This is a genomic window from Metallibacterium scheffleri (assembly GCF_002077135.1).
Taxonomy (GTDB): domain Bacteria; phylum Pseudomonadota; class Gammaproteobacteria; order Xanthomonadales; family Rhodanobacteraceae; genus Metallibacterium; species Metallibacterium scheffleri.
On record NZ_LDOS01000002.1, the window covers coordinates 447,952 to 467,374 of the forward strand.

Here is a 19,423-nt window from a genome sequence, read left to right on the forward strand (position 1 = left end):
GCATCAACGCAGCAGCACCCACAGCCCCAGCGCGGCGAACAGGATTGTCGCCAGCATGCGCGTGAGCCTGAGCGGGATGCGCTGCGCGTAACGTGCGCCCAGCCACACCGTGGGCACGTTGACCGCCAGCATGCCCAGTGTGCTGCCGGCCACGACCTGCCAGTAGGGATGAAAATCGGCGCCCAGGATCAGCGTGGCGACCTGCGTCTTGTCGCCCATCTCGGCGAGGAAAAACGCGATCGTGGTGGCTGCGAACACGCCGCGCGCGCGCATCGGCGCGGCGGCCGCGTCGGCATCGATGCGATCGGGTTTCAGCATCCACGCCGCCACGGCCAGTAGCGACAGGCCTACCAGCCAGCGCTGCATGTCGGGTGTCAGCAGCGTGCCCAGCCAGGCGCCAGCCAGCGCCGCAAGGGCATGGTTGAACAGGGTCGCGACGAGGATGCCCAGTACGATGGGCAGCGGCTTGCGGTAGCGCGCAGCCAGCACCAGCGACAGCAGTTGCGTCTTGTCGCCGAGTTCGGCCAGCGCGACGCCGGCAAAGGCGATCCAGAGGGTGTGCATGAGGGACTCCAGCCGGGCGACGCGACAAGGCACGCGCGGCCGGCCCGGCCGGGCGGCCCCGCGTGCCCGCGGTCTTGCCGGGCGAATTCCTGGCGGAACCCGTCGCGCGCGCCATGGCTTTTGACCAAGTGTGTTGACGCGCGCCGCGCTGTGCGCTCGGCTACTCCCCGTGGGAGGGCGCGCAGTCTAGCAGCCTGTCGGGCTTTGCTGGTCGAGGCGAGCACTCGGCTGTGCGCGGACCGATTTTCGACGCTGCGCCGGCGCATGCTGGTTACATGGACCAAGAGGCGGCGGCGAGGGACCGCACAGCCGGATTCGCAGCCCAACCGGCTGCTGGCAGTGCCGCTGCGCGCGCCGGCCCGGGCGCGGGCTACAGGTTGTAGCCACGCTCGTCGTGCAGGGCGATGTCCAGGCCTTCGGTTTCCGCTTCGCTGCCCACGCGCAGCGGCACGATGCGGCCGGTGAGCCACAGTAGCGCCGCGCTCATCAGCCCGCCGTAGACCAGCACCACGCCCACGCCCAGTGCCTGGTGCCCGATCTGAGCGAGCATGCTCACGCCGGGCGCGAGGCCGCTGCCGCCGAGGCTGGCATCGACGAACACGCCGGTCAGCAGCGCACCGACGATGCCGCCGATGCCGTGCACGCCGAACACATCCAGCGCATCGTCATAGCCGAAGCGGCGCTTCAGGCGCGAAGCCGCGAAAAAGCACACCACGCCAGCGACCGCGCCGATGGCGATCCCGCCCAGCGGCCCGGCCGTGCCCGAGGCCGGGGTGATCGCCACCAGTCCGGCCACCGCGCCCGAGACGATCCCCAGTACCGAGGGCTTGCCGTGCAACGCCCACTCGGTGCCCATCCAGGTCAGCGCGGCGGCGGCGGCGGCCACCTGCGTGACCAGCATGGCCATACCGGCGATGCCGTCGGCGGCCACCTCGGAACCTGCGTTGAAGCCGAACCAGCCCACCCACAGCAGCGCCGCGCCGACGACGGTGTAAGTGAGGTTGTGCGGCGGCATCGGGGTGTGCGGCCAGCCGCGGCGCGGGCCGATCATCAGGCAGGCGACCAGCCCGGCGATGCCGGCATTGATGTGCACCACGGTGCCGCCGGCGAAATCCAGCACGCCGTGATCGGCCAGGAATGCGCCGGGTCCGCCCCACACCATGTGCGCGATCGGCAGGTACACCACGGTGAACCACAGCGCGGTGAACAGCAGCAGCGCCGCGAAGCGCATGCGTTCGGCGAAGGCGCCGACGATCAGCGCCGGGGTGATGATGGCGAAGGTCATCTGGAAGGTCGCGTACACGGTCTCCGGAACCGTGCCGACCAGCGCGTTGCGCGGGATGCCGAGCATGCCGGCCTTGCCCAGTCCGCCGATGAAGGCGTGCAGGTCCACATGCCCGGCCACCATGCCCGCGCTGTCAAAGGCCAGGCTGTAGCCGTACAGCACCCACAGCACGCTGATCAATGCGGTGATGGCCATGCATTGCGCCAGCACCGACAGCACGTTCTTGCTGCGCACCATGCCGCCGTAGAACAGGGCCAGGCCCGGCACGGTCATCAGCAGCACCAGCGCCGTCGCGGTGAGCATCCACGCCGTGTCGCCATGGCTGAGCGTCGCCGGCGCGGCCTGGGCGATGGCGGGTACGGCCGCGGCGAGCGCCGCGACCAGGGTCAGACGAGGGCGGCGTGGAACAAGGGGCATGGCGGCATTCCGGGTTACGGTGCGCTGCAGCATGGCGCATGCATCGTACTTGCCACCAGCGGCTTGCCGGTGTTCTGATGGCACGCTGACTGGCACGAGGCGGCGGTCATCCCGCGGCGCAGCGTTCCATGCCTTTCAGCCCATGCCTTTCAGCCCATGGCCGCGTCGTCGCGATTGGTTAGCCTGTGCGGGTCTTTCACAGGAGATCCGCGCATGTTCAAACGCATGTCACTCGGGGTGCTCGGCAGCCTGCTGATGCTGGCGGGCGGTGCCCAGGCCACCGAATCGAGCGATAGCCTGGCGGCCAGCAATCCGTTCGCCAGGCCCAGCACGCTGCCCTATCAACTGCCGCCGTTCGATCGCATCCGCAATCGCGATTACGGCCCGGCTTTCGCCGCCGGCATGACGCAGCAGCGCGCCGAAATGCGCGCGATCGCGGAAAATCCCGCCGCGCCGGACTTCGCCAACACGCTGCTGGCGATGGAGCGTTCCGGGCGTCTGCTCGACCGCGTGAGCCTGGTGTTTTTCAACCTGTCTGCCAGCGACACCAATCCGCAGATCCAGAAGTTCGAGGCGCAGCTGGCGCCGCAGCTGGCCGCGCATCGCGATGCCATCCTGCTCGATCCGCAGCTGTTCGCGCGCGTCGATGCGCTGTACCGGCAGCGTGCCGCGCTGGATCTGAATCCCGAGCAGGTGCGTCTGATCGAGCGTTATCACACTAACTTCGTGCGCGCCGGCGCGCGCCTGGCGCCCGCGCAGAAAGATCAACTGCGCGCGCTCAATGCGCGTATCGCCGCGGCGCAGACGGCGTACGAACAGCGTCTGCTCGCAGCCAATAATCACGGCGCGCTGATCATCACGGACGTGCGTGAACTGGATGGCCTCGCGCCCGACGCCATCGCCGCCGCAGCCGAGGCGGCCAAGGCGCGCGGGCTCGCCGGCCAGTATCTGATCGCGCTGCAGAACACCAGCGGCCAACCGGCACTGACCGACCTCAACAGCCGCGCCGTGCGCGAGCGCCTGCTGGCGGCCTCGATGCAGCGCGGATGGCAGGATGGCGACACCGACGAACGCGCGCTGATCACCGGAATCGCGCGCCTGCGTGCCGAGCGCGCGCAACTGCTGGGTTATCCCGACCACGCCACCTATGCGCTGGAGGATTCCACCGCCAAAAACCCGACCGCGGTCAACGCCATGCTTGGCAGGCTGGCGCCAGCGGCGGTAGCCAACGCGCGCCGCGAAGCCGTGGCGCTGCAGCAGGCCATCGACGCCCAGGGCGGCGGCTTCCAGCTCGGCGCCGCCGACTGGGCGCACTACGCCGAACAGGTGCGCAAGCAGCGCTACGCCTTCGACGAAGGCCAGATGAAGCCGTACTTCGAGATGCGGCGCGTGCTCGAGGACGGCGTGTTCTACGCCGCCACGCGCCTGTACGGCATCACCTTCAAGCGCCGCACCGATCTGCCCGTGTATCACCCCGACGTGCAGGTCTACGAGGTGTTCAACAGCGACGGCAGCCGGCTTGGCCTGTTCCTGGCCGACTACTATGCGCGCCCGAGCAAGCGCGGCGGCGCATGGATGAACAACTACGTCGACCAGTCGCACCTGCTCGGCACGCTGCCGGTCGTGGTGAACAACCTCAACGTGCCCAAGCCGTCGGCGGGCCAGCCGACCCTGTTGACCTTCGACGAGGTAACCACCGCGTTCCACGAGTTTGGCCACGCGCTGCACGGCCTGTTCTCCAACGTGACCTATCCGCTGTTCTCCGGCACCAATGTGCCGCGCGATTTCGTCGAATATCCCTCGCAGGTCAATGAGATGTGGGCCACCTGGCCCGAGGTGCTCACGCACTACGCGCGCCACTACCAGAGCGGCGCGCCGATGCCGCAGGAACTGGTCGCCAAGGTGCTGGCCGCGCAGAAGTTCAACCAGGGCCAGGCCACCACCGAGTATCTGGCCGCAGCGCTGCTGGATCAGGCCTGGCACCAGATCGGCCCGGCGCAGGTACCGCAGGCGGCACAGGCCGAGGCCTTCGAGCGCGCGGCGCTGGACAAGGCCGGCGTGGCGTTCGCGCCGGTGCCGCCGCGTTACCGCAGCACCTATTTCGCGCATATTTTCGGTGGCGGCTACGCGGCCGGCTACTACAGCTACATCTGGTCCGAAGTGCTGGATGCCGACAGCGAGGCCTGGTTCAAGCGCCACGGTGGATTGAAGCGCGAGAACGGCGATGCCTTCCGCGGCAAGCTGCTCTCGAAAGGCGGCAGCGTCGATGCGATGACCTTGTTCCGCGACTTCTATGGCGCCGAGCCCGACATCAGGCCGTTGCTGGAACGCCGCGGTCTGGCCGGCGTCGGCGATACCTGAGCCAGCGTCGCAGCGCCTGTTTGCCAGTGCCGGGGGCCGGTTGCCCCCGTTGCATTTGCGCGCCTCGCGCTGCGCCGCAGCAGGCAGCTGATTACAATCGCCGGCTCGCCCCGCGAAGAATCCAGCACCCATGCCCTTGTCCGCCAGCTTCGAACCCGGCTCGATCGAATCGCAGTGCTACGCGCGCTGGCAGCGCCTGGACTGTTTCAAGCCATCGGGCACGGGCGATCCCTACTGCATCCTGCTGCCGCCGCCCAATGTCACCGGCACGCTGCACATGGGCCACGCCTTCCAGCAGACCATCATGGATGCGCTGATCCGCCACGCGCGCATGTCCGGCAAGCGCACCTTGTGGCAGGGCGGCAGCGACCACGCCGGCATCGCCACGCAGAAGATCGTCGAGAACCAGCTGGCGGCGGAAAGCAAGACGCGTCACGACCTCGGCCGCGAGGCCTTCGTCGAACGCGTCTGGCAGTGGAAGGAGCAGTCGGGATCGGCCATCGGCAACCAGAGCCGCCGTCTTGGCGCCAGCATCGACTGGTCGCGCGAGCGCTTCACCATGGATGAAGGTCTGTCCGCGGCGGTGCGCAAGGTGTTCGTCGAGTGGGCTCGCGCCGGACTGATCTACCGCGGCAAGCGTCTGGTGCACTGGGACCCGGTGCTGCAGACCGCGGTGTCGGATCTGGAGGTCAACAACGAGGAGCGCGACGGCTTCCTGTGGTCGATCCTGTATCCGTTCTCCGACCCGAAACTGCGTGGTCCGGATGGCAGGCCCGGTCTCGTGGTCGCCACCACGCGCCCGGAGACGATGCTGGGCGACGTGGCCGTGGCGGTACATCCCGAGGACGAGCGTTATGCGCATCTGGTCGGCAAGACGCTGATCTTGCCGCTGACCGACCGGGAGATCCCGATCATCGCGGATGACTATGTCGACCGCGAATTCGGTACCGGCTGCGTGAAGATCACGCCCGCGCACGATTTCAACGACTACGCGATCGGCCAGCGACATGGGCTGCAGATGCTCGGCGTCCTGACGCTGGATGCCAAGATCCGCACACTTGCAGATCGCTACGACGCCAGCGAATCAGTACGAGTCACGCACAGTACGGACATCGGCATTCCGGTGGCGTATCACGGCCTCGACCGCTACGTAGCACGCAAGCAGATCGTGGCCGACCTTGAAGCCCTGGTCCTGCTGGTCGCAACCACCCCGCACAAGCTGCAGGTGCCGGTCAGTCAGCGCTCGGGCGCGGTGATCGAGCCGATGCTGACCGACCAGTGGTTCGTCGACCTGACCAGCACCGAGTTGCCAAGTGGCCGCATGCGTCCGCCGGGCGGACCGGGCGGCAAGACACAGATCACCGAGCCGGCGCTCGAAGCCGTGCGTAGCGGCGCGATCCGATTCGTACCCGAAAACTGGAGCAGCACTTACACGCAGTGGCTGGAGAACATCCAGGACTGGTGCATCAGCCGCCAGCTTTGGTGGGGCCACCGCATTCCGGCGTGGTACGACAGGCACGAGCGTTACTACGTTGCCGAAACGCCTTTTGAAGCTCACCAGCAGTGGCTCGATGCGAACGACAATGGCGGCATTGTCGGCCTGGCGGGCCTCCAACCTGACGACACAAATGAAGAGATCGAACAGAAGCTCTTGCGCGCCGGCTGGCCCGAACGATTGAAACAAGACAACGATGTCCTCGACACCTGGTTCTCTTCCGCGTTGTGGCCGTTCTCGACGATGGGCTGGCCGCAGACCGACGGCCCCGTGGTGATCGATGGCAAGCCAGTCGCCGACTGGCGCAGCGATCAGCAATTCCTGCCCAGCGCGGTGCTGGTCACCGGCTTCGACATCATCTTCTTCTGGGTCGCGCGCATGGTGATGGCGACCACCTACTTCGTCGGCCGCAATGCGGATGGCACGTACACACCGGAGCGACAGGCATTGGCCGACCGCGTGCCCTTCCGCGAGGTCTACATCAACGCCATCGTGCGCGACGCCGAAGGCCAGAAGATGTCCAAGTCCAAGGGCAACACCATCGACCCGCTGGACCTGATCGACGGCATCGGCCTCGAGGACCTGGTGCAGAAGTCCACGACCAGCCTGCTGATCCCGCAGGTGCGCGCCAAGGTCGAGAAACGCATCCGCAAGGATTACCCGGACGGCATCAAGGCCGTCGGCACCGACGCGCTGCGTTTCACCTTCGCCGCGCTGGCGACGCACGGGCGCACCATCAACTTCGACCTCAAGCGCGCCGAGGGCTACAGGAACTTCTGCAACAAGCTGTGGAACGCCGCACGCTTCGTGCTGATGCACACCGAGGGGTTCAGTGCCGCGGGCGAGCCGACGCGGGTCACGTTGGCCGAGAAATGGATCCACCAACGCTTCTGGTGGACGATGGAGCTTGTCACGAGGGAGTTTCGCAACTACCGATTCGACCTCGTCGCGCATCACCTCTATCAATTCGTCTGGAACGACTACTGTGACTGGTTCGTCGAACTGGCCAAGCTGACGCTCAACGGCGACGATGAAGCGGCCACTCGTTCCACGCGCCACACCCTGCTCTACATTCTCGAAGGCATCCTGCGCGCACTGCATCCGATCACGCCTTTCGTCACCGAGGAGATATGGCAGGAAGTCGCGCCGCGGCTGGGGCTCACGCAGCCGAGCATCCTCGCCCGCCCCTACCCTGATGTGCAGGAGCCATCCGCGGAGATGGGCGCCGCTGAATACGCCGAGGCGCAGGCCCGCATCATGGCCACGGCGGTCACCCTCGAGACCAGCAGGATCACGTTGCTGATCGATGCCGTGGAGAGACTGCGCAGCATCCGCAGTCAGTTCGGATTGGCACCCAGCCGTCAGGTACCGTTGCTGATCGAAGGGCGACTGATCGACCCGAAACTGTTCAGTGACATCGAACCCATGCTGCGCGCGCTGTGCCGGATCGAGTCCATCCGTCATCTGGATGCGGATGCGCCGGTGCCAGCCGCCGCGAGCGCCTCGTTCCAGGGCGCGAAACTGCTGATTCCCCTCGCCGGCCTGATCGACCTCGACGCCGAGCGCGCGCGCGTCGCCAGGGAACTCAAGCGCGTCGAGAGCGAGATCGCCAAGTGTGAAGCCAAGCTGGGCAGCGCCACGTTCGTGGCCAACGCTCCGACGGCGGTGGTCGAGCAGGAGCGCCAGCGTCTGGACAAGTGGCGCGACGATCACGCCAAGCTCGGCGCGCAGGCCGTACGCCTGGCCGCGCCGATCGTGTCGTAGCTTGCCCAGCGCTTGCGGCGAGGCGGGAGCCTTCCCCCGCGGCTCAGCTTGTGCTCACGCAGGCGCAGGCGCGCGGTTGTAAGCTTGCACGCGACCGAGGATGCGCCATGAACCGAATCGCGATTGCCATGTGTCTGGTCCTGCTTGCAGCGTCCACCTGGGCCGCCGATGCGGCCACCGCACCACCGCCAGCCCGCTCCGCCGCACCCGTGCTCGACCTGCAGCTGCCCATGCAGTCCTACGCCAGCGTGCTGGCCACGCCGGCGCTGGCTTCATCCACCACCGCCACACCCACGGATACGCGCGTATCTCCCGCCGCTGCGGCACAGTCGCAAGCAGCCGCATCGCTGGATGGTTCCAAGCCGCTGGTGTGGGGCAGCCTGTCCACGGGTGTGGGTTATGCCAAGGGTTGGGGCAGCAGCAGCTGGCAAAGCGCCAACGTCAATGCCACCAAGCTGTTCGGCAGCCCCGAGCATCCTTGGTCGGTCACCGGCAGCGTCGCCGGCGGCCTGGGTTACAGCCACGCCTTCGGTACCTCGCAATGGGAAGGCGCCAGCGTGCAGATGAGCAAGGCCTTTGGCAGTGCCAGCCATCCGTTCATATTCAGCATGGGTGTCAGCACCACGCACTGGCGCACGCTGGGCAACGGCAACTGGCCCCGGAATCCCTGAGGCCTGCACGCCAACAGGGCGTCAGGCTGCGGCCCGCGCAGTGCAGCATCCAGGCAGTCCGGGACGCCATGCGGATAGGTGGTCGCTCAGCCGCTGTGTCGAGCGCGATTCTGCTGTGCAAACCACGGTTGCAGCGCCGCGCGTGCGCCCGCGAGATCGCGCACGGTTTGCACGTCTGCCGGGGGCGCGGGACGTGCGCTGGTGTCGGCGCGCAACATCATCAATAGCCTTGCGCCAGCGCGGCGGCCAGCTTCGATATCGCTGAGGCTGTCGCCCAGCACGGCGGAGCGCGCAAGGTCCAGCCTGAGATCGTGCGCAGCCTGCAGGATCATGCCCGGCGCGGGTTTGCGGCAAGCACAGGCGCGCCGCCAGGCGCCGACGCCGGATTCGGGATGGTGCGGGCAGTGGTAGATGCCATCCAGCAGCACGCCCTGCGCGGCCAGCGTGCCGCGCAGCCAGCCGCTATAGGCGTGGTATTGCGCCGTGTTGTAGTAGCCGCGTGCGATGCCGGCCTGGTTGGTGACGACGACCAGCGCGCAGCCCGCGGCCTGCGCGTTGCGGCAGAGTTCGAAAATGCCGGGCATGAACTGCGTGTCCCCGGCGCGGTGCACGTAGCCATGGTTGACATTGACCACGCCATCGCGGTCGAGGAACAGGGCAGGGCGCGGCGCGGCGGCAGGCATCGTCATGGGCTGGAGGGGCTCCGCGCATTCTCGCAGTTTCGGCATGGGCGCGTGGCTGCGCGAAAGCGCCGAGCGGCCGCGCGCGGCGGCTTTGGCTATGCTTGCGCGCAGCCGATCACCAAGCCACTGCGGAATCGCCCATGCCGATGAATCTTGAAGATGTGCAGGCTGCTTTCGTCGACAGTGCCGCGGTCAAGACGCGCGCGCTGGCGACGCTGGCAGAACCCACGCTGCGTGCGGCGCAGATGTTGGCCGCGCGGCTGCGCGATGGCCGCCAGGTGCTGGCCTGTGGCAATGGCGGATCCTCGGGCGACGCCCAGCATCTGGCCTCGGAACTGGTCAACCGCTTCGAGCGCGAGCGCATCGGGCTGCCCGGCATTGCCCTCACACCGGACAGCAGTGTGCTGACCGCGATCGCCAACGATTACGCCTACGAGCGCGTGTTTGCGCGCCAAGTCGAAGCGCTGGGTCGGCCCGGCGACGTGTTGGTGGCATTCACCACCTCGGGCAATTCGCGCAACGTGCTCGAGGCCGTGCGCAGCGCGCAGGCGCGCGGCCTGTGGGTGCTGGCGCTGACCGGCAAGGACGGTGGCGCGCTGGCGCCGCTGCTGCGCGGCGGGGACATCGAGTTGCGCGTGCCCGCCACCAGCACCGCGCGCATCCAGGAAGTGCACCTGTTGCTGATCCATACCCTGTGCACGTACCTGGACAGCGTGTTTGCCGATGGCTCCAACAAGCCCGCCAGCAAGGTGCATGCCGATGTCGTGACGCTGCAACCGCTGCTGCCCGGGCGCCGGCCGCTGGTATTCACCAACGGCGTTTTTGACCTGCTGCATCGCGGCCACGTGCACTATCTGCAAGCTGCACGCGGCGAGGGTGCGTGCCTGGTGGTGGGCGTCAACAGCGACGCTTCGGTGCGGCGCCTGGGCAAGGGTGATGATCGCCCCCTGAACACGCTGGAGGACCGCATGGCGGTGCTGGCCGGACTCGGCGCCGTCGACTACGTACTGCCCTTCGCCGAGGACACGCCGCTGCGGCTGATTGAAGCCTTGCAACCGGATGTGCTGGTCAAGGGCGGCGACTGGGCGCCGGATGCCATCGTCGGAGCCGACGGCGTGCGTGCGCGTGGCGGGCGCGTGCTGTCGATCCCATTCGCGCACCCGCTCAGCACCACCGCGCTGGTGCAGCGCATCCGCAACGGCTGAGCCGTTGCCTAGCGCACGCGCGGCGGCGCGTAGTGCCCGCCTGGCTCGATGCGCTGCACGTAAGGTCCGTTCCAGTCGCGGTTGAAGATGGCACTGAGCGTTTGCGCCGGTGCCTTGCCGGTGATGAACAGCGAGGCATCCACCGTGGTGGCGAAGTAGCTCCAGCTCCAGTTGCCGGTGCCGATGTAGCTCATGCGGTCATCGGCCACCGCGTATTTGCAGTGCTCCACGCGCGCATAGGGGATGAACCCCTGCGGCGCTTCGGGCAGGGTGCTGTACTTGATGCTGATGTTCGGCATCAATGCCAGCGATTTCAGGTACGCCTGCATCGGTTCGCGCAGCGCCCAGTCGGCGACGATGATGCGCACCCGCACGCCGCGCGCGGCGGCATCGCGCAGCGCGCTGTCCAGCGCTGGCCACCAGCCCTTCGGGCCGTAGTCCTTGAATGCGCTGAGCGTCATCACCTGGATGTCGAGCGTGTGCTGCGCGCCATCGATCAGGCGCAGCAATTGCGGCAGCTCAGGATCGAGCCAGTCCGGCATCAGCGCGCGCGGACTGAAACCGGCGGAGATCACCAGCGGCGCACCGTCTTGCTGCAACACCAGCGGATCCTGTGCCGTCACTGGTGCGAAATCGGGCGGTTGCACGGCGCGGCGCCGCGCTGCCGGCAGATTGGGATCTGCGGCGAGTTGCCAGTCGAAATCGAACGCGGCGGTGAAGGTCTTGGCCATGCGTGTGCTGCGCACGACCGCGCCGATTTCGTGGATCTGCGTCAGCGCGCGCCAGTCCCAGTTCTGCGAGCCGACGAACACGACGTGATCATCGACGATGAAATACTTGGCGTGCAGCACGCCGCCAGTGAGCTTGTCCACTGGCAGGATGCGGATGTCGATGCCGGGCTTGCCAGCGAGCAGGTCGTAGGCCGCGCGGCTTTCCTTCATGAACGTGGCATCGAGCAGGATGCGCACCTTCACGCCGGCCGCCGCGCGCCGGATCAGCGCATCCAGCACTGGCTGCAGTGCCGCGCCCGGCTGGTTGCTGATGTAGAACGCAGCCAGGTCGATGGATTTCTGCGCGTGGTTGATCAGGTCCAGCCATATCGCCTGTGTGCGCGGCACGCCGGGTTGGCCATAGATCGTGCCCACCGGAACGCTTTCGACGATCTGCAACGCGGGTGGCGCGCTGCGCGCCAGCACCGCGGAGGACAGCAGCATGGCCAGCAGCGCAGCGCCACCCAGCAAGAGGCAGCGGCGTGCGCGCACCGGCATTCGGGAGATGCGTCGTGAATTCATCGGGTCTGCTCGCTTGGGGGCGGGATCCTGGCCGGCGTGTCGGCATACGCGGCGATCAGGCGCACGACGGCATCCAGGTCGTGGGTGGGATAGGGCGGCGCCCAGTCGCCGTTGGGCTCGATTGGGCGCTGGTAGTTGTTGAGCATCACGCTGAAGGCGAGGCGCCGGCCAGCGCCGGTCACCAGATAACCCGACAACGTGTACATGTGCGCCAGCGTACCGGTCTTGGCCTCCACGCGGTCGCCATCGGGCAGGTTTCTCAGGCGCCAGGTGAGCGTGCCGTCGTTGCCGGCGCTGGGCAGCGCATCGTTGAGCGTGGTGGCCCAAGGTTGCCGCGCGATCCATGCCAGCAGCGTGGTGGTGGCGCGCGGGCTCACCATATCCTGCCGCGACAGGCCGCTGCCTTCACTGAAGTGGGCCTGCTCGCGGTCGATGCCGATTTCACCCAGCAGCGTGCGCAGCGCGCACAACCCCCATTGCTCGGTCCAGTGCAGCACCCAGCCGCAGGAGCCGCGCCCGCTGTGCTGCCAGCGCAGGCCTGCCTGCAACAGCAGGGTCTGCGCGTAGAGATTGTCCGAATGCTTGAGCATGTGCCGCACCAGTTGCGCCAATGGCGGCGATGCCAGGGTGGCGATGCGTACGGTGTGCGGATCGTCCAGCGCCGGGTCGGTCCGCGGCCAGCGCAGCACGCGCAAATGGCCATCGAAGGCGATGCCGGTGGCGGCCAGCGCGTCCAGCAACTGCTGTCCCGCCATGCGCGCCGGATCGGGTGCGGCCAGGGTGTAGGTGCGCGCGCGCGCGGCGCGCGGCAGGCTGCCGCTGACATACAGCGTGTCGTGGCCCAGCGGGCGATACAGCAGCAAGCTGCTGGGATCATCCGGGGTGGCGTCCACGCTGAGGTTGACCACGCGCACGCCGGCGCTGGCTGGCTGCACGTCGATCGTGCAGCAGCGCGTGCCCTGTCTGCTCACGGTCACCGCGAGGGTGCCCTCGCCCACGGTCAGGCCGCTGACCGCCGGCGCGTAGTCGGCGAACAGGTCGCCGGCGCCCCAGCCGGTGCCGAAGGGCGGGCCGCGGAACCGCGTGTCATCGGCGATCAGGTCGCCCCTGACCCGCACCACGCCGGCGGCGGCCAGGCGCGTCGCCAGCGCATCGGCCCAGCCGGGGCCATCGGCGGCGCCGGTGTCGGTGCCCAGCGCCGGATCACCGCCACCGCGCAGGATCAGGTCGCCCTGCAGCAGGCCGTGGCCATCGGGCCTGTCGGTGGCGTACAGCGTGGTGTCGAAACGTGCCCCGGGGCCCAGCAAGTGCAGCGCCAGCGCCGTGGTGTACAGCTTCGCATTGGACGCCGGCACGAACAATTTGTCGGCAGCGTGCGCAAACAGCGTCCGGCCGCTGGCCAGATCGACCACATCGATGCCCCAGCGCGCGCTGGCAAAGCGCGGCTGTGCGATGAAGGCATCAATGCGCGCGGCCAGCGTGGCCGCCGAATTGCTGGCGCCGGCTGCGTTGCTGGCCGGCACCGGCTGTGCCTGCGCGCGGACCGCCAGCAGGACGAGCGCAAGCAGGATGCCGCGCACGACTTTTTCGGGAAGCGCTGGGCGCGAGGCAGGTGCTGCTGCAGCCATCGCGTCAGGGTCCGGCCGCGTGCGGGCGTGGCGTGGACCCGTGCCGGTTTTGCTGCCTTCGGCAAGCGCCAGGGCGGGGCCGTTCGGGATTCCCGACACGGCGATCGGCAGTATTCTCGACATGGTTCAGCACTGGCTGCTGGAAGGTGCGGCAGTATCCGGCATTCGCGCCGCGCGGTGCATCGCGCACAACGTGGCGCGACGACCCTGCCGCGCCGGTTTGCTTGCCAGCCGCGGCAGGATGCACGATTTTGCAGACTGATCACGAGTCGGAATCCCATGGCTTCACTGAGTAACCGTGAGCGCATCTGGCAGGGCTTGACCGCACTGATCGCGGTGCTTGGCCTGCTGCTGCAGTTCGTATGGATGCAGGCGCAGGCGCAACATGTCGGCGCGCTCTGGATGACGCTGCGTTATTTCAGCTATTTCACGATTTTGAGCAACGTGCTGGTCGCGTTCGTATGCGGCGTGGCCGCGCTGGAACCGGGCAGTCGCGCCGGGCATTGGTGCACGCGCGCCGGTGTGCGCGGCGCGGTGCTGCTGTACATCCTGATCACCGCGGCGGTGTATCACCTGCTGCTGGCGGCACACTGGCATCCGCAGGGGCTGGCGTTGCTGGCCGACGCACTGCTGCATACCGTGGTGCCCAGCCTCTACGCGCTGGGCTGGTTGTGGATCGTGCCAGTGCGTGGATTGCGCTGGCAGCACCTGGGCGCGTGGTTGCTGGTTCCGGTGCTGTATTTCATCTGGGCCATGCTGCTGGGGCAGTTGCTGCACGTGTATCCGTATCCGTTCCTCAATCTGCCGCGCCTCGGCATGGAGTTGTTGCTGCGCAACGCAGTGCTGTTGCTGCTGCTGTTCGCGCTGCTGGGCGCGGCGCTGGTCTTGCTGGACCGCGGCCTGTTGCGCGTGCGTGGCGACACACGGCGTTAGGTTTTTCCGAGTCGCGCATCGTTGCACTGCATGCGCTGTTACCCTGCGATACTGCCACGCACGGCAATGCCCGTCGCAGGCATTGCCCGCCGAGAAAATCTTTCCTCCCCAGGAGCGCATGTCATGAGCAAGAGTCTCAACCAGAAGAAAGACGCCAAGAAAAAACCGCAGAAGACGCTGAAGGAAAAGCGCGCCGAAAAGCATGGCAAGACCGATGCCAAGGTGTTTCTGCCGAAGTGATGCGACGTCGCGCTGACCAGACTGGCTCGGCGCGGCATTCGCGACCGCACTGAGCCCGGGCATGGACGCATTGCGGGTCGATGTCGCCATCATCGGCGGTGGCGCGGCGGGGCTGATGTGTGCGCGCGTGGCCGGTCTGCGCGGTCGCCGCGTGCTGCTGATCGAGCACGCCGAGCGCGTCGGCAAGAAAATCCTCATGTCCGGCGGCGGGCGCTGCAATTTCACCAATACAGGCACCAGCGCGGCCAACTTCATCTCGGCCAATCCACACTTTTGCAAATCGGCGTTGGCGCGTTACACCCCGCAGGATTTCATCGCGCTGGTCGACAAGCACGGCATCGCCTGGCACGAGAAAGAGCTGGGGCAGTTGTTCTGCAATGACTCATCCAGGCAGATCGTGCGCATGCTGCTGGACGAGTGCGCGGCGGCCGGTGTGCGTGTCGAGACGCGTTGCAGCGTGGTGCGCGTGCAGCAGCACGACCGGGGTTTTGCGCTGACGACGACACTGGGCGAAGTGCGCGCACAGGCACTCGTGGTGGCCAGCGGTGGGCTGTCGATTCCGCGCATGGGTGCCACGGGTTTTGGCTACGCGCTGGCGCGCCAGTTCGGACTTGCCGTGCGTCCGACGCGCGCGGGGCTGGCGCCGCTGACCCTGAGCGGCACGCACCAGCAGAATTACCATGACCTCAGCGGCGTTGCGCTGCCGGTGGAGGCGCGCTGCAATGGCCAGCGGTTCCGCGCCGGCCTGCTGATCACCCACCGTGGCATCAGCGGCCCGGCGATCCTGCAGATCTCCTCGTACTGGCAGCCCGGCGACGACCTGCGCTTGAACCTGCTGCCCGATGACGATGCGTTTGATGCCTTGCGTGCGCAGCAGCGCGCGCACCCCGATGCCGAGCTGCGCAGCGTGCTGGCCGAGTTGCTGCCGCGGCGGCTGGCGCAGCGTCTGTGCGAGCTCGCACTGCCCAGCCTGCCGATGCGCCAGTATCGCGGGGCCGAATTGCGCGTGTTCGCGGCGCAGCTGCAGGCATGGCCGCTGGTCGCCAGCGGCAGCGAGGGTTACCGCACTGCCGAGGTCACGCTGGGTGGCGTCGATACCGACGCGCTGTCATCGAGCACGATGGAATCGCGCGAGGTGCCGGGCCTGTATTTCATCGGCGAGGTGGTGGACGTCAGCGGCCACCTCGGCGGGTACAACTTCCAGTGGGCATGGTCTTCGGCGCACGCCGCCGGGATGGTGGCCTGAGGCGCTCAATCCGCGTCGTATCCCTGCGCATGCGGCGCCGGCGGCGAGGCGCTGCCGGCGCACAGCGCGCGTTTGGCCGCCGGCGACAGTTGCTTGATCGCGTATTCGGCTTTGCTTGCGGCGGAGCGGTCGGCATGCGCGAACCGCGCCAGCAGCCGTGCCGGCGGGTGCGCGCGGGTGTAGCGTGCGCCCTTGCCGAGTACGTGCGCGGCGTAACGTGCGTCCACATCCACGGCGATGCCGGTGTAGATGCTGCCGTCCGTGCATTCGATCAGGTAGACGAACCAGGCCACGGGTGATGACCGCTCAGAGGCTGGCGGCGACACGACGCCAGCGCTCGCGCTCATCCCTGCAGTCGCCGCCACCCATGGCAAAGTCACGGCAAACCTGTGGGCGGCGCGCATGAATCGTGCAGCGCAGACTGTCGCGATCAAGCGCCGCGCACCAGCCGTCGTCGTGCCGGCGCATCACCTCCATGCCATGCGCATCATGTGTCAGCAGCCATTGCGGCACGTCATCGTCGACCATCACCAGGACCTTGAGTTGGCAGCAGCAGGCCTGGCAGCGGCTGCAACTGATCGTGGCGCGGTCTTCGTTGTCGGCAGGTACTGGCATGCCGGCAGTGTCCCACACGGGCCGCCGTGGCTGCCCGGGGTCAGTCCACCAGGTTCTTGGATTCTGCAGTGGCCAGCAGCTCCGGCTGTGCCTCGTGGCGGCGCCTGCGGGATAACAGCGGGTGCAGGAACACCGCGCCCAGGATCACCATCACGCCGAGATAAAAGCGCGCATCGAGCACCCGTTGCTCGTGCAACAGCACGATCGCCAGCACGATCGCGTACACCGGTTCGAGGTTGGTGATCAGCTGCATGCTGAACGCGCTGACCTGGCGCAGCGCATGCAGCGACAGCGCAAACGGCAGCAGCGTGCAGGCGTAGGCGAGGATCAGCAGCAGCAGCGCGTCGTGCGCATCGGGCAGCGGCCAGGCGCTGCCCGAGTGCGGCAGCAGCGGTGCCAGCATGGTGAGGAATGCTGCGCCGGCGCCCAGCTCCAGCGCGGTCACCGCCAGCGGATCGGCGTGCTCGACCAGGCGCTTGTTGAGCGCACTGAAAGTCGCCACCAGCAGCGCGGACAGCACGCCAACGCCCACACCCAGGCGCATGTCGGCGGGCACGCCATCGACCACCAGTGCCACGCCAGGCACCACCACCAGCGCCAGCAGCAACTCGCGCAATTCGAAGCGGCGCCGCGCCAGCAATGGCTCAAGGAACGCCAGGAACAGCGGCGCGACGGCGATGCAGGTGGCCGCGACCGAGGCGTTGGCCAGTTTGATCGCACCGTAAAACGTCAGCCAGTGCAGTGACACGATCACGCCGATGCCGGCGTAGGCCAGCGCCAGGCGCAGCGGCACCACGCGTAGCGCGCGCCACACCCGCGGCACCAGCAGCAGCGTGCCGCTGACCAGCAGCATGCGCCACCACACCAGCGGCAGCGCGGCCAGCGTGATCAGCTTGCCGAGGATCGCGGTGAAGCCCCACAGGAATACGCAGAAATGGATCTGCAGGCGGGCCTTGGCCGCGGGTGACATGGTCAGCCGGTGCCGCGAGCGCGTCGCGTCGCGACACCGCACGGGCTGCGCATCATCAATGCGTCTCCAGGCTGGCGCGCAGCGCGGCGAAGTGCGCCAGCGCCTGCGGGTTGGCCAGTGCGTCGGTGTTTTTCACCGCACGCCCGTGGATGGTCTCGCGCACGGCCAGCTCGGTGATCTTGCCTGACAGCGTGCGCGGGATATCGGGCACCTGCTCGATGCGCGCCGGCACGTGGCGTGGCGTGGTGTTGGCGCGGATGATCTGGCGGATACGCGCGCGCAGTGCTTCGTCGAGCTGCGCGCCTGCGCGCAGGCGCACGAACAGCACCACGCGCTCGTCGCCCTGCCAGTGCTGGCCGACGGCGATGGATTCCAGCACCTCGGGCACCTGCTCGACCTGGCGGTAGATCTCGGCGGTGCCGATGCGCACGCCGCCGGGGTTGAGCGTGGCGTCCGAGCGGCCCTGGATGATGACGCCGCCGTGCGCGGTGATCTCGACGAAATCGCCGTGCGCCCACACGCCTGGAAAGCGCTCGAAATAGGCGGCGCGGTATTTGCTGCCATCGGCGTCGTTCCAGAAGCCCACCGGCATCGACGGGAAAGGCGCCAGGCACACCAGCTCCCCCGGCTCACCGCGGACTGCCCGACCGGCGTCATCGTAGGCATCGACCTTCATGCCAAGGCCGCGGCACTGCAACTCGCCGCGATACACCGGCAACAGTGGATTGCCCAGCGCGAAGCACGAGACGATGTCGGTGCCGCCCGAGATCGAGGCCAGCAGCACGCGGTCTTTCACGTCGCGGTACACGTAATCGAAACTCTCCGGGACCAGCGGCGAACCGGTGGACAAAATCGTCTTCAGCGCCGCCAGCTTGTGCGTCTGCCGCGGCTTGACTCCGGCTTTCTCGATTGCGGCGATCCACTTGGCGCTGGTGCCGAGGATACTGATGCCGGTTTCATCGGCCAGATCCCACAGCGCGTTGCCGTCCGGATGAAACGGCGAGCCGTCGTACAGCACCACGGTGGCGCCCACGGCGAGGCTGGATACAAGCCAGTTCCACATCATCCAGCCGCAAGTGGTGAAGTAGAAGATGCGGTCATCGCGCTTCAGATCGGTGTGCAACACCAGTTCCTTGAGATGCTGCAGCAGGGTGCCGCCGGCGCCGTGCACGATGCACTTGGGTACGCCAGTGGTGCCGGATGAGTACATGATGTATTGCGCATGGTTGAACGGCATCGGGGTGAATTCGAGCGCCTCGCCGTGGCCGGCGCTGAAGTCGTCCCAGCCCTGCGCGCCGCGCAGCCCGGCCAGGCTGGCGTGCTGGCCGCTGTAGTCCAGGACCACCGTGTGCTCGATCGCGGGAATCGCATCGAGCACGCCACGCAGCTTGCCCAGCACGTCGTGGGTTTTGCCGTCGTAGGGGTAGGCATCGATGCTGACCAGCACCCTGGGCGCGATCTGGCCGAAGCGGTCGACGATACCGGCCACGCCGAAATCCGGCGAGGTCGATGACCACGTCGCGCCGAGCGCTGCGGCCGCGAGCATGGCGATGATGGTTTCCGGCATGTTGGGCATCAGCCCGGCGACGCGGTCGCCGGGGCCGACGCCCGCCGCGCGCAGCGCGTGACTGAAGCGGCCGACCTGCGCGGCCAGCTCGGCGTAGCTCAATTCGCGCGCATGGCCCCACTCGTTGCGGAAGATCAGCGCCGGATGCGCGTCGCGATGGCGCAGCAGGTTTTCGGCGAAGTTGAGCCGGATGTTGGGATAAAACCGCGCGCCGGGCATGGCGTCGGGATGTTCGATGACCGGTTCGAGTTCGCCGCTGGCGCGCACGCCGCAGAACTCCCATACCAGCGGCCAGAAGCGCTGCGGCTCGCGCACCGAGAATTCCCAAAGTGGCGCGTAGCGCAGCAAGTCCGGGTTGCCGGTGCGTTCGCGCACGAAACGCAGGAAGCGCGCCATGTTGGATGCCTCCGCGCGCTCGCGACTGGGTTCCCAGATCGGCTTGTCCATGGGGCGGGTGTTATCCACGCAGGCTTCCTCGTTGCAAGCC

16 protein-coding genes are annotated in these 19,423 nt (G+C 67.6%); 7 read left to right on the forward strand and 9 right to left on the reverse strand.

Translation table 11 applies throughout. The features are described 5' to 3' along the window. Positions 1 to 3: 3 nt before the first annotated feature. Together Mschef_RS07180 and Mschef_RS07185 are read right to left on the reverse strand one after the other, a co-directional pair. Positions 4 to 564, reverse strand: a complete 561-nt coding sequence (locus Mschef_RS07180) for a TMEM165/GDT1 family protein (protein ID WP_081127153.1) — start codon at positions 562 to 564, stop codon at positions 4 to 6. 370 nt (positions 565 to 934) lie between these two features. Continuing rightward, the gene (locus Mschef_RS07185; protein WP_197686754.1) at positions 935 to 2,266 is read right to left on the reverse strand and encodes an ammonium transporter; all 1,332 of its coding nucleotides are present in this window, start codon (positions 2,264 to 2,266) and stop codon (positions 935 to 937) included. Positions 2,267 to 2,479: 213 nt separating this feature from the next. On the opposite strand from Mschef_RS07185, the gene Mschef_RS07190 reads away from it, so the two are divergent. From Mschef_RS07190 to Mschef_RS07200, 3 genes are all read left to right on the forward strand, one after another. Further along, entirely contained in the window at positions 2,480 to 4,627 is a 2,148-nt protein-coding gene (locus Mschef_RS07190) for a M3 family metallopeptidase (RefSeq protein ID WP_176212422.1), read from the forward strand. Positions 4,628 to 4,763: 136 nt separating this feature from the next. Further along, positions 4,764 to 7,886 (forward strand): valine--tRNA ligase, encoded by a 3,123-nt coding sequence (locus tag Mschef_RS07195; protein ID WP_136256587.1) that lies wholly within the window; start codon positions 4,764 to 4,766, stop codon positions 7,884 to 7,886. Between the two features lie 107 nt (positions 7,887 to 7,993). Beyond that, positions 7,994 to 8,557: a hypothetical protein gene (locus Mschef_RS07200; RefSeq protein ID WP_081127156.1), complete on the forward strand. Its 564-nt coding sequence runs from the start codon at positions 7,994 to 7,996 to the stop codon at positions 8,555 to 8,557. Positions 8,558 to 8,643: 86 nt separating this feature from the next. Here the strand turns inward: Mschef_RS07200 and Mschef_RS07205 are convergent, their stop codons facing one another. Then, the gene (locus tag Mschef_RS07205; RefSeq protein WP_197686755.1) at positions 8,644 to 9,246 is read right to left on the reverse strand and encodes a D-glycero-alpha-D-manno-heptose-1,7-bisphosphate 7-phosphatase; all 603 of its coding nucleotides are present in this window, start codon (positions 9,244 to 9,246) and stop codon (positions 8,644 to 8,646) included. A 134-nt stretch (positions 9,247 to 9,380) separates the two neighbouring features. Between Mschef_RS07205 and rfaE2 the strand changes: the two genes are divergently transcribed. Next, complete coding sequence (gene rfaE2 / locus Mschef_RS07210; RefSeq protein ID WP_197686756.1) at positions 9,381 to 10,445, forward strand: D-glycero-beta-D-manno-heptose 1-phosphate adenylyltransferase; 1,065 nt, start codon at positions 9,381 to 9,383, stop codon at positions 10,443 to 10,445. An 8-nt stretch (positions 10,446 to 10,453) separates the two neighbouring features. Here rfaE2 and Mschef_RS07215 read toward each other — a convergent pair whose 3' ends face one another. Continuing rightward, positions 10,454 to 11,737 (reverse strand): phospholipase D-like domain-containing protein, encoded by a 1,284-nt coding sequence (locus Mschef_RS07215; protein ID WP_242426484.1) that lies wholly within the window; start codon positions 11,735 to 11,737, stop codon positions 10,454 to 10,456. Further along, complete coding sequence (gene dacB, locus Mschef_RS07220; RefSeq protein ID WP_168708974.1) at positions 11,734 to 13,317, reverse strand: D-alanyl-D-alanine carboxypeptidase/D-alanyl-D-alanine endopeptidase; 1,584 nt, start codon at positions 13,315 to 13,317, stop codon at positions 11,734 to 11,736. Before dacB ends, Mschef_RS07215 begins: the two co-directional genes overlap by 4 nt. An 88-nt stretch (positions 13,318 to 13,405) precedes the next feature. Between dacB and Mschef_RS17660 the strand changes: the two genes are divergently transcribed. From Mschef_RS17660 to Mschef_RS07230, 3 genes are all read left to right on the forward strand, one after another. Further along, positions 13,406 to 13,627, forward strand: coding sequence for a hypothetical protein (locus Mschef_RS17660; protein WP_168708975.1), 222 nt, complete (start codon positions 13,406 to 13,408; stop codon positions 13,625 to 13,627). A 17-nt stretch (positions 13,628 to 13,644) separates the two neighbouring features. Beyond that, positions 13,645 to 14,298: a Pr6Pr family membrane protein gene (locus Mschef_RS07225; RefSeq protein ID WP_081127159.1), complete on the forward strand. Its 654-nt coding sequence runs from the start codon at positions 13,645 to 13,647 to the stop codon at positions 14,296 to 14,298. Positions 14,299 to 14,599: 301 nt separating this feature from the next. Next, complete coding sequence (locus Mschef_RS07230) at positions 14,600 to 15,784, forward strand: BaiN/RdsA family NAD(P)/FAD-dependent oxidoreductase (RefSeq protein WP_136256583.1); 1,185 nt, start codon at positions 14,600 to 14,602, stop codon at positions 15,782 to 15,784. Between the two features lie 5 nt (positions 15,785 to 15,789). On the opposite strand, the gene Mschef_RS07235 is transcribed toward Mschef_RS07230, so the two are convergent. Genes Mschef_RS07235 through Mschef_RS07250 form a run of 4 tightly spaced genes read right to left on the reverse strand, consistent with a single transcriptional unit; the run spans position 15,790 to position 19,401 of the window. After that, the gene (locus Mschef_RS07235; RefSeq protein ID WP_081127161.1) at positions 15,790 to 16,131 is read right to left on the reverse strand and encodes a GIY-YIG nuclease family protein; all 342 of its coding nucleotides are present in this window, start codon (positions 16,129 to 16,131) and stop codon (positions 15,790 to 15,792) included. Further along, a complete protein-coding gene (locus Mschef_RS07240) occupies positions 16,091 to 16,399 on the reverse strand; it encodes a YkgJ family cysteine cluster protein (RefSeq protein WP_081127162.1) in 309 nt (102 codons plus the stop codon). The genes Mschef_RS07235 and Mschef_RS07240 overlap by 41 nt, the downstream gene beginning before the upstream one ends. Before the next feature lie 40 nt (positions 16,400 to 16,439). Further along, the gene (locus Mschef_RS07245; RefSeq protein ID WP_425486743.1) at positions 16,440 to 17,375 is read right to left on the reverse strand and encodes a DMT family transporter; all 936 of its coding nucleotides are present in this window, start codon (positions 17,373 to 17,375) and stop codon (positions 16,440 to 16,442) included. A 49-nt stretch (positions 17,376 to 17,424) separates the two neighbouring features. Then, positions 17,425 to 19,401 carry an acetoacetate--CoA ligase gene (locus tag Mschef_RS07250; protein ID WP_242426485.1) on the reverse strand — a complete coding sequence of 659 codons (1,977 nt, stop codon included), beginning with the start codon at positions 19,399 to 19,401 and terminating at the stop codon, positions 17,425 to 17,427. Positions 19,402 to 19,423 lie beyond the last annotated feature (22 nt).